This is a genomic window from Aromatoleum sp. (assembly GCF_035254505.1).
Taxonomy (GTDB): Bacteria; Pseudomonadota; Gammaproteobacteria; order Burkholderiales; family Rhodocyclaceae; genus Aromatoleum.
In genome coordinates this window covers 25,020-34,228 of sequence record NZ_DATFAO010000067.1, presented here as the reverse complement: position 1 = coordinate 34,228, position 9,209 = coordinate 25,020, and the positions used below count along the sequence as shown (strand labels likewise).

Below are 9,209 nucleotides of genomic sequence, written 5' to 3'. Positions count from 1 at the left end.
TGAATGCTTCGCTGTGAGTACGCCGGCCTCGGCGCGGGATGACGACCTCCATAGTGTCCACGATCGAACGTTCGTGGACACTATCTTCAATGGGCCAAGGCAACGGGAGAAGGTGGGTTCGCCGGGCGCTTACAGACGACTGGCCAGCCCATCGTAGGCGCCCGCTCCGACATGCCTCCATTCGCTGGTTTCACTCTTCCGAGCATTGCTTGGCTTGTCTGTCATCCGGTCAATCTATCCGGCAGTGGACGGCGAATTCGGCTGACGCCAAATCGCTGAGTGCACTGTGGGGCGCAGTGAGCTGCTCCGATCTTTGGCATTGCTGCCCATCTGGCTAACGGCCTGGGCCATATGCCAAGTTATCCGTGCGACGTGTGACGCTAGTAAGACCGTTCTCGCAGGCTTATCGGTCGGAGTGCTCGATGTCGTGGAGTTCGTCGCGCGTGTTGATGTTGCGGAACGCTGCTTCTTCATCGTCGAACTGTACTTCGATGATCTTTAACGTCGCGTACCAAGAGTCGACTTTCCGTCCGCCGGATGCGAGAAAGGCGTTAAGGTGCGGCAGCACTTCCCGGCGGCACAGGCAGAAGACGGGGTGAGGCTGATCGAAGGTGCGCGCGACCGCGAGCTCTGCGCCGGCGTTTGCGAGAGCGGTGTGCAGCCGTTCGATGAGGTCTGCGGGCAGGAAGGGAGAGTCGCAGGGCGCGGTGGCGACGAGTGGATGCTGCGCCCTGGAGAGCGCTGCGTGCAGGCCGGCAAGTGGCCCGGGAAATCCGGCGATGTCGTCGGGGAAGACTGGGCGGCCGAAGGCTGCATAGCGTTGGGCGTTCTGGTTGGCGTTGATGATGAGCTCGTCGACCTGCGGGTCAAGGCGCTCGATGACCCACTCGGCCATCGGCCGGCCGTGCAGTTCAAGCAGGCCCTTGTCGACGCCGCCCATGCGGCGGCCCTGCCCGCCGGCGAGGATCACGCCGGTGATTTTATCTCGCGTGCTCATCGGATGAAACGCTCCTCTCCGGTGAAAAGAAGGTAGTGCTTGCCTTGTGCGCGGCCGATCATCGTGAGGCCAATCTTGCGGGCGATTTCCCACCCCATTTGCGTGAGGCCGGAGCGCGAGACGAGGAAAGGGATTCCCATCTGGGCCGTCTTGATGACCATCTCGGAGGTCAGGCGGCCGGTAGTATAGAAGACCTTGTCGCCTCCATCGAGGCCGTCGAGCCACATCTGGCCGGCGATCGCGTCCACGGCGTTGTGGCGGCCGACGTCTTCGTTGAAGAACAGGATCTCGCAGCCTTCGTCGCTGTTCGCCGCGCCCAGCGCGCAGCCGTGTACGGCGCCCGCCAGCTTGTAGATCGATTCATGCAGGCGCACGGCGTCCAAGAGTGCGTAGAGCGTCGTTTGAGAAAGCCTGCGCTGGGCCGGCAGATGAATCGCGTCGATCTCGTCCATCAGGCCGCCGAAGACGGTGCCCTGGCCGCAGCCGGTGGTCACGGTGCGGCTGCCGAGACGCGCTTCGGCGTTGACGAGGCCCTTGCGGGTCTTGACCGCGACGGCGCCAACGTTCCAGTCGACCTGCACAGATTCGATGTCGTCGAGGCTCGAGACAAGGCGTTGATTGCGCAACCAGCCGATGGCGAGCGCCTCGGGGGCGGCGCCGAGCGTCATCAGCGTGACGATCTCGCGCTTGTCGACGTAGAGCGTCAGCGGCAATTCGCCGGCGATCTGCGTGGGGACGATCTCGCCGAGTTCGTTGATTGCCGGGACCGTGGTCGTGAGCGGACGGCTGCCCCGGGTCAGCAGCGGGCGGCGCGGGGGGGCGGGCGAAAGGCTCATGGTTCGTGAATCGGAGATGGAATCGGTGGTTCGAGACTGCATTCTAGCTTCAGCCGCACGATGGAACGTCGGACGCTTGCTTCCATTTCGCCTCTGGCTGTGCCGCGCTCCGCGCTGATTTCCCCTTACAGCGGCCTGGTTCCTCTGCGTGACATTCCCGACTAGACTGATCGGGTAAGAACAAAGCCGCTGCCGGTCGTCGGCGCGGCATCACCTGCAGAGGAGAATGAGACATGAGTACTGTAACGCTGGGCGGCAATCCGATCGAACTGGCAGGCAGGTTCCCGCAGAAGGGCGATAGTGCGCCGCCGCTGACGCTGGTGGGCGCAGACCTGAGCGACGTGACCCTCGACAAGTACGCCGGCAAACGCAAGGTCCTGAACATTGTTCCCAGCCTCGACACGCCGACCTGCGCGACCTCGACCCGCAAGTTCAACGCCGAGGCCAGCAAGCTCGACAACACAGTCGTGCTGATCATTTCGGCCGACCTGCCCTTCGCCGCGAAGCGCTTCTGTGTGGCCGAGGGGCTCGAGAACGTCGTCACGCTGTCGACGATGCGTGGGCAGAAGTTCATGCGCGACTACGGCGTCGAGATCACGTCGGGACCTCTCGCGGGCGTGGCCGCGCGCGCGGTGGTGGTGCTCGACGCGAACAACAAGGTGATCCATTCGCAGCTCGTCGGCGAGATCAAGGATGAACCCGACTACGCCGCTGCGCTGGCCGCGCTGAAGTAAACTGCGTTCGCTGCCGCTGGACGGCGGCAGCACCGAGGCGGCCCGCTCGTCGGCACGTTTCCGTTATGATACGCACGCCGATCCGCTAGGAGTCGGGGCGGCGTGCGGGGCCCGTGGACACCCACCGGCCTTTTCCAACGCCCATCGTCTGTCGCGGCCCGATGTCGGATTCCCTACCTGTCGTCAATATCGATCAGTTGCAGGTGGGGATGTTCGTGTCGCTGGACATGCCGTGGATGGACCATCCTTTTATGGTCAATTCCTTCCGCATCACGAGCGAGAAGCAGCTGCGGACGCTGCGCGAGCTCGGGCTGGGGCAGATCGCCTATGATCCGGCGCGCTCGGACGCCGAGCCGCTGCCGGCGGACCCGGAACATCCTGCGCCACCCCCGCCTCCGCTCGAACCCGAGGATCGTGAGCAGATCGAGGCCAAGCAGCAGCGTGCCGAGCGGATGCGCGTGCATCGCGAAACGATCGACAGCTGCGAGAAGGCTTATGGGGAGTGCGTCGGCTCGACGAAGAATCTGATCGGCGACATTTTGCGCGATCCGGCCGGCGCGACCGCCCAGGCCGGCGCGATGGTCGCGACGCTGGCGTCGACCTTCCTCTGCGATGAGGGAGCCACGGTGATGCTGGTGGCGTCACGCAAGCGGGATGACGCGAATCATCAGCACATGCTTAACGTCATGATCCTGACGATGATCCTGGCGAAGGGCATGGGGCTGAATCGTGAGGTATTCGAGGCTGCCGGCATGGGGGCGCTGCTACACGACATCGGCACGACCCGCATCAGCCCCAATGTGTTGCGGAACAAGCGGCGAAATCGACCCGAGGAGACGCTCTACCGGCTGCACGGGGAGTACGGACTCCAGCTTGTCGGCGACCACGTGACGCCACCGGTGCGGGCGATCATCCGCGAACATCACGAGTGCATCGACGGCAGTGGTTTTCCCGCCGGACGCCAGGGCAAGCAGATCAATCCGTTGGCGCGCATGGTCGCGATCGCCAACCGCTACGACAACCTGTGCAATCCGCACCACCTGCACGATGCGCTGACGCCTGCCGAGGCACTGTCGCTGATGTATGCGCGCGAGGCGGCGCGTTTCGACGGCTATATGCTCGCCGCCTTCATCAAGGAGTTGGGCGTCTATCCGCCGGGGTCCTTCGTGCGCTTGTCGACGGGCTCGCTTGCGATCGTGATCGCGGTGACGCCGGGCAACACGCTGAAGCCCACGGTGCTGGTCTACGAGCCGGGCGTGCCGCGGCGCGATGCACTCGTGCTGAGCCTGGCAGAGGCGGAGGACGTGACGATCGACGAGGTGCTGAAGCCTTCCGCCCTGCCGCGTCCTGTCGTCGAGTATCTCAATCCGCGTATGAATCTGGCGTATTTCGCGCGTCAGACGGTCGAGTGAGCGTCGTGCCGTTGGGCGCTTCGTCGGGCGCGTCGGCGTCCGACCATGCGGCCAACATTTCAGTTTCCACTTCGTCGCCGCGGTCCGCGTAGCGCGGCGAGAAGTGGAAGGGCACGGCCGCGGCGGCGCCGACGCGGCGCGCGATGAGGCCGGCTTGGCGGGCGGTCAGGTGGTTCTTCTTCAGGCCGTGGTCCCTGTCTTCGTCGAGGAAGACGCTTTCGATGAAGAGGCGATCGACGCCGGCGAGCAACTGCTCGAGCGTCGCGACGTTGGCTTCGGTGTATCGCAGGTCGGTGACGTAGCCGACGCGCTGGCCGGAGGTGACGTCGAGGATGAGCTTGCTCAGTTCGCCGATCGTCCGTGTGATCGTATGTTCGCCATGCTGGTCGCGCCATTCGACCACGAGCGGGGTCTCGTCATCGGCGCCGGTGAGTACGGCGTGCTTGAGTGTGCGCAGCCATGCGCCGGCGCCGAGGCCTTCGGCGACGAGGCGCTCCTTGTCGACGTTGATTCGAGCCTTTTCCTCGACCGCGTAGGCCAGGCAGGGCATGCCGTGGTCAACGAGGCGTGCGCGGACGCGGAAGGTTGCTTCCTCGTGGATGACGTCGCCCTTATGCGGCAGCGCTGGACAGGCTTCACGTTCGAAGCCGCGGCGGCTGGAGAAGCGGGCGCAGGGGATGTCGGCGTCGGCGGCGAATTCGCGCGCTTCGATGATGAGTTCGTCGTAGCGATGGGCGACGTTCCACGTGTAGGCGCGCAGCTTGTGTTCGACCTGATCGAGGAAGCCGGGGCCGCCAAAGACGACGATGTTCGCCTTTCTTCCGAGGATGATGCGCAGCAGTTGGTCGAAGCCGGCGAAGTGGTCCATGTGCGCGTGGGTGACGAAGACGTGCGACAGGCGTAGCAGCTCGCGCGGCATCAGGCGGCTGAGGTCGCCGAGATCGAAGAGCAGCGCGCGGCGTTCGTCGCAGAAGTCGACGAAAAGGCCTGGGTCGCCGAAGGCGTCGTTGACGAGTCGGGGGATGAAAAGGCTGGGCATGGCCGCGGGTCGAGAGGTCGAGAGGGAAAGGGGCAAACGGAAAGGGGAAAACGACCTCTGATTGGACCGGTCGGCGCGGGAGGTGTTCGGTGGCCCCGGGCGGCGCCGTGCGTCAGCGCTGGCTGGGGAGGGTGACGCGGTGCGATACGGAGCTCAGATCGCCTTCGCGCGAGGGCGTGCCGGTCGGGCCGCGCGCCTCCTGCAGGAAGCGGCCTTCGGCGGGGAAGTCGTAGCTGCGGTCGATGAGGTCCATGGTGAGTGGTGCCGTGCCGCTGGTGAGGTCGAGCGCGATGCCGGCGGCGGGAAGGGCCTTGAAGGTGATGCTATGGGTGCCGTCGGGGTCGCGGTGCAGGGGAAGAGGCTGCGCGCTGTCTTCGGTTTGCAGCGAGCGGATCGTGACGTCCGCCGGAAAACGGAGCTCGAGTTCCGCCGCGCCGCGGACGGAGCGGAGGTGTAGACGGTAGCGGATGCCATCGGAGGTCTGATCGGTCGCGAGGATCTCCAGCTGCGGACCGGTCGTGGCGGAATATGGCGCGGCCGCGGCGTAGACCTGACGCCCGCTTCGGCCGGGTTCCTCGCGCGCGGCGAATGGTGCGGCCACCGCCAGCGCTGGAGGCAGGTGCCCGCCGTCCGGTTTTGCGATCCACTCTGCCTGTGCTGCGTCGCTGCTGCGGCGGTGTTCGAGATTGATCCGCTGCGGCTGGTCGGCCGAGTACGGGAGCTGTAGCGCCGTTGTGGCAAGGCCGCCGAGGACGACGCACAAGGCGGCGAGAAACAGCCTGCGGCGCGCGGCGCGGCCGGCTGTGACGAGAGCCGGGGCGAGGGCCTGGGTGGCGAGCAGCAGCGCGGCGGTCGTGATCGGCCATGCGGGGGCGCCCAGCGCGTCGTACAGGACATACACGAGCGGCAGGACGACGGCGCACGCTGCCACCGCCGGGAGCGCGGCGGCGGCGCTCCATACGATTCCGGGGCCGACGGCCGACATTGCGACGATGGCGAGTACCGCGGCGAGGCCCGGAACGAGGAAGAGAAAGCTCGCGCCCGGCAGGGCAATCGCGACTGCGACGCCGAGTGCGGCGATAACGAGTGCGTGACCGAGCATCGCGCCGCGGATGCCTGGGCGTTCGCCGAGAAGCGCTGCGATGCCACTCGCCGCGGCGAAGGCAAGGGCGGCGAAGGCGGCGGTCGCGGCTTTCGGGTGCGCGATCCATTGCGCGCCGGGCGGGACGGGCACGATGCCCGCGGCACGTAGTGCGAGGAAGAGGCCCGCGGCGGCGAGCGTGCCGCCGAGTAGCGCGCCGGCCGATCCCGCGATGCCCCAGGCGAGTTCGCGTCCTCCGGCGCGTCGGGTGCGCAGCAGCGCCACGCCGGCTGCAGCGAGCGACGCGAGGACCAGCAGTGCGAGCGGCGGCGCCGCGCTTGCGGGCCACTGCGCGAGGCCGAGGCGGAAGACATCGAAATACACGGCGTCTTCCGGGGCCGCTTCGGCAAATGGGGCGTCGGCGAGGGAGCGCACGGTGCGCAATGCGTTGTCCCCTTGGTGCTGCAGGCTTCGGGGATCGAGATGTGCGAGGTCGTCGGCCGGCGTGTGGTAGTGGCCGACCTGGCCGAGGAAGGCGAAGTTGTAGCCCTGGTAGCCTGCCGCCTTGAAGACGGTGAAGTCGGTGTCGTTGGGGAGCTGCTTGTAGACGGCGTAGTAAAGCGAGTTCGTCATCGGGGCGGGAATCGCCTCGCCGTAGCGCTGCATCAGCCAGCGGTTGGCGCTGCCGGTCTCGAACATGAAGCTCGGGCCGGAGGTGCCGCGTGCCTCAAGGTTCACGGCGGCCTTCACCTGGGGAGCCCAGGGGTGGCGGTCGACGAAGAGGCGTGCGCCGAGCAGTCCCGCTTCCTCACCGTCGTCGATGAGCAGGATCACATCGTGGTGTGCCGGCGGCCCGTGCTTGAGCGCGCGGGCGATTTCGAGGATGGCCGCGACGCCGGCCGCGTCGTCGGACGCGCCGGGGCCAGCGGGCACGGAGTCGTAGTGGGCGGCGATCAGGACGGCGCCGTCGCGTCCTCCGTTGCTGCCCGGCAGGCGCGCGAGGATGTTGACGGGCATGCCGCACCAGGCGGTCGGCGCGTAACAGGCGAGACCGGTGTGGGTGCGGACTTCGTAACCGAACGCGGACAGCCGCTCGATGATTCGGGCGCGCACCGCTGCGTTGGCGGGGCTGCCCAGGGGGTGAGCCGAGGAGTGAGATGAGGAGTGCGGCAAATCGTCGCCGAGGATCGTGGCGAGTTCCGCTTGTGCGCGTGTCGCCGAGAAGACCTCGGGTGGCGCGTCGGCGGTGAGCGGGGACGGCGGGGTGTAGCGCAGCGCGGTGAGCGCAAGAAGCGCCGCGAAGCAGGCCAGGGTCGCGACCAGGGCGCGGGCGCCGGGCGTCGCCGGGCCGGTGCCATGGTCAGCCACGGATGAAGCCCGCCAGGTAGTCGAAGAACACGCAATAGGCGGCGATCGGCAGCGGCAGGCCGAGGAGCGTGCCCACCATGTAGGTGCCGAAGCCGACGCCGGACAGCGCGAGCGCGTAGTTCAGCGCCGGCAGGGTCTGGAACAGCGTGCGCAGCAGCACGATGCTGCGGATCGGGTGGGCGTGCAGTTCGCCGAGCAGGCGCACCGCAGTGCGGCCCTTCAGCCGGCGTAGCGCGTCGCCGCCCATCCAGCGGATCGTGAAGAAGGTGATGGCGCAGGAGACGTTGGCGGCGAGGTAGGTCGCGATGCCGCCCCAGGTGCGGCCAAGCGCAAGGACTGCGGCGGCGAGGAAGATCCAGCCGGGGATCTGGATCAGGTTGCCGAGGACGAAGAGCAGCGTGAAAATCGCGAGGCCGCCGGCGAGGTGCTCGTCGAGACGCTGGCGCAGGAAAGCCAAGTTGAAGTGGTCGCGCAGGCCGGAGAGTTCCGCCGCGGCGAAGAGCGCGACGAGGAAGAGGACCACGGCGATCAGCCGGCGGTGGCGGCCGATCCCGGTCTCCCTCGTCTGCCCGTCCATGACGGTGGGCCTGCGCTATCCGATCGCGTCGAGCGCCTTTTCGAGCGAGGCGACGCTACGTTCGACATCGTGCAGCTTGTCGAGGCCGAAGAGGCCGATGCGGAAGCTGCGGAAGTCGGCCGGCTCGTCGCATTGCAGCGGCACGCCGGCGGCGGTCTGCAGGCCTTGGGCGACGAATTTCTTCGCGGACTGGATCTCCGGGTCCTCGGTGTAGCAGACCACGACGCCGGGCGCCTCGAAACCGGGTGCGGCGACGCTCGCGAAGCCGCGTGCGGCGAGCAGTGCGCGCACCTTGTCGCCAAGTTCCTGCTGTTCGGCGCGGACCTTGTCGAAGCCGTAGGCCTCGGTTTCAAGCATCACGTCACGGGTGTGCGTCAGCGCGTCGGTGGGCATCGTGGCGTGGTAGGCATGGCCGCCCTTCTCGTACGCTTCCATGATCTGCAGCCACTTCTTCAGATCGCAGGCGAAGCTCGTGCTCGTCGTCGCGTCGATGCGCGCACGAGCCCGGTCGCTGAGCATTACCATCGCGCAGCACGGCGAGCCGCTCCAGCCTTTTTGCGGCGCGCTGATGAGGACGTCGACGTTGTTTGCGCGCATGTCGACCCAGATCGTGCCGGAGGCGATGCAGTCGAGCACGAAGAGGCCGCCGGCTTCGCGTACGGCCTGGCCCACCGCGCGCAGGTAGTCGTTGGGCAGGATCATGCCGGAGGCGGTCTCGACGTGCGGGGCGAAGACGAGGTCGGGCTTCTGTTCGCGGATCGTCGCGATGACCTCTTCGATCGGTGCCGGCGCGAAGGGCTGTTGCGGCCCGGGGGCGACGGGGCGGGCCTTGAGTACCGTCGCTTCGGACGGGATGTTCCCCATCTCGAAGATTTGCGTCCAGCGGTAGCTGAACCAGCCGTTGCGGATCACGAGGCACTTGCGGCCGGTCGCGAACTGGCGAGCGACGGCTTCCATGCCGAAGGTGCCGCTGCCGGGCACGATCGCGACGGCGTCGGCCTGGTAGACGCTGCGGAGGACGCGCGAGATGTCGCGCATGACGCCCTGGAAGCGCTGCGACATGTGGTTGAGGGCGCGGTCGGTGTAGACGACGGAATATTCGAGTAGGCCGTCGGGGTCGGGTGTCGGCAACAGGCTAGGCACGGTCGGGGCTCCGGCAAAATGA

At 67.0% G+C, this 9,209-nt stretch carries 8 protein-coding genes; 2 read left to right on the top strand and 6 right to left on the bottom strand.

What is annotated here, in order from left to right:
* Positions 1–403: 403 nt before the first annotated feature.
* Positions 404–997: a molybdenum cofactor guanylyltransferase MobA gene (gene mobA, locus VJ673_RS14025; RefSeq protein ID WP_324126748.1), complete on the bottom strand. Its 594-nt coding sequence runs from the start codon at positions 995–997 to the stop codon at positions 404–406.
* Positions 994–1,833 (bottom strand): formate dehydrogenase accessory sulfurtransferase FdhD, encoded by an 840-nt coding sequence (locus VJ673_RS14020; protein WP_324126747.1) that lies wholly within the window; start codon positions 1,831–1,833, stop codon positions 994–996. The genes mobA and VJ673_RS14020 overlap by 4 nt, the downstream gene beginning before the upstream one ends.
* Before the next feature lie 233 nt (positions 1,834–2,066).
* Between VJ673_RS14020 and tpx the strand changes: the two genes are divergently transcribed.
* Together tpx and VJ673_RS14010 are read left to right on the top strand one after the other, a co-directional pair.
* Complete coding sequence (gene tpx, locus VJ673_RS14015; protein ID WP_324126746.1) at positions 2,067–2,567, top strand: thiol peroxidase; 501 nt, start codon at positions 2,067–2,069, stop codon at positions 2,565–2,567.
* Between the two features lie 161 nt (positions 2,568–2,728).
* A complete protein-coding gene (locus tag VJ673_RS14010) occupies positions 2,729–3,979 on the top strand; it encodes an HD-GYP domain-containing protein (protein ID WP_324126745.1) in 1,251 nt (416 codons plus the stop codon).
* On the opposite strand, the gene VJ673_RS14005 is transcribed toward VJ673_RS14010, so the two are convergent.
* The 4 genes from VJ673_RS14005 to VJ673_RS13990 all read right to left on the bottom strand — a co-directional run bounded on the left by VJ673_RS14005 (position 3,930) and on the right by VJ673_RS13990 (position 9,187).
* Entirely contained in the window at positions 3,930–5,018 is a 1,089-nt protein-coding gene (locus VJ673_RS14005) for a ribonuclease Z (protein WP_324126744.1), read from the bottom strand. The genes VJ673_RS14010 and VJ673_RS14005 overlap by 50 nt on opposite strands.
* Positions 5,019–5,130: 112 nt before the next feature.
* Complete coding sequence (locus VJ673_RS14000) at positions 5,131–7,467, bottom strand: M20/M25/M40 family metallo-hydrolase (RefSeq protein WP_324126743.1); 2,337 nt, start codon at positions 7,465–7,467, stop codon at positions 5,131–5,133.
* Complete coding sequence (locus tag VJ673_RS13995; RefSeq protein WP_324126742.1) at positions 7,460–8,044, bottom strand: TVP38/TMEM64 family protein; 585 nt, start codon at positions 8,042–8,044, stop codon at positions 7,460–7,462. Before VJ673_RS13995 ends, VJ673_RS14000 begins: the two co-directional genes overlap by 8 nt.
* Before the next feature lie 15 nt (positions 8,045–8,059).
* A complete protein-coding gene (locus VJ673_RS13990) occupies positions 8,060–9,187 on the bottom strand; it encodes a pyridoxal-phosphate-dependent aminotransferase family protein (protein WP_324126741.1) in 1,128 nt (375 codons plus the stop codon).
* Positions 9,188–9,209: the final 22 nt, after the last annotated feature.

Bases quoted from the DNA above. Each gene is read 5' to 3' on its own strand.
- mobA (WP_324126748.1), bottom strand. From the start codon at position 997: ATGAGCACGCGAGATAAAATCACCGGCGTGATCCTCGCCGGCGGGCAG.
- VJ673_RS14020 (WP_324126747.1), bottom strand. From the start codon at position 1,833: ATGAGCCTTTCGCCCGCCCCCCCGCGCCGCCCGCTGCTGACCCGGGGC.
- tpx (WP_324126746.1), top strand. From the start codon at position 2,067: ATGAGTACTGTAACGCTGGGCGGCAATCCGATCGAACTGGCAGGCAGG.
- VJ673_RS14010 (WP_324126745.1), top strand. From the start codon at position 2,729: ATGTCGGATTCCCTACCTGTCGTCAATATCGATCAGTTGCAGGTGGGG.
- VJ673_RS14005 (WP_324126744.1), bottom strand. From the start codon at position 5,018: ATGCCCAGCCTTTTCATCCCCCGACTCGTCAACGACGCCTTCGGCGAC.
- VJ673_RS13995 (WP_324126742.1), bottom strand. From the start codon at position 8,044: ATGGACGGGCAGACGAGGGAGACCGGGATCGGCCGCCACCGCCGGCTG.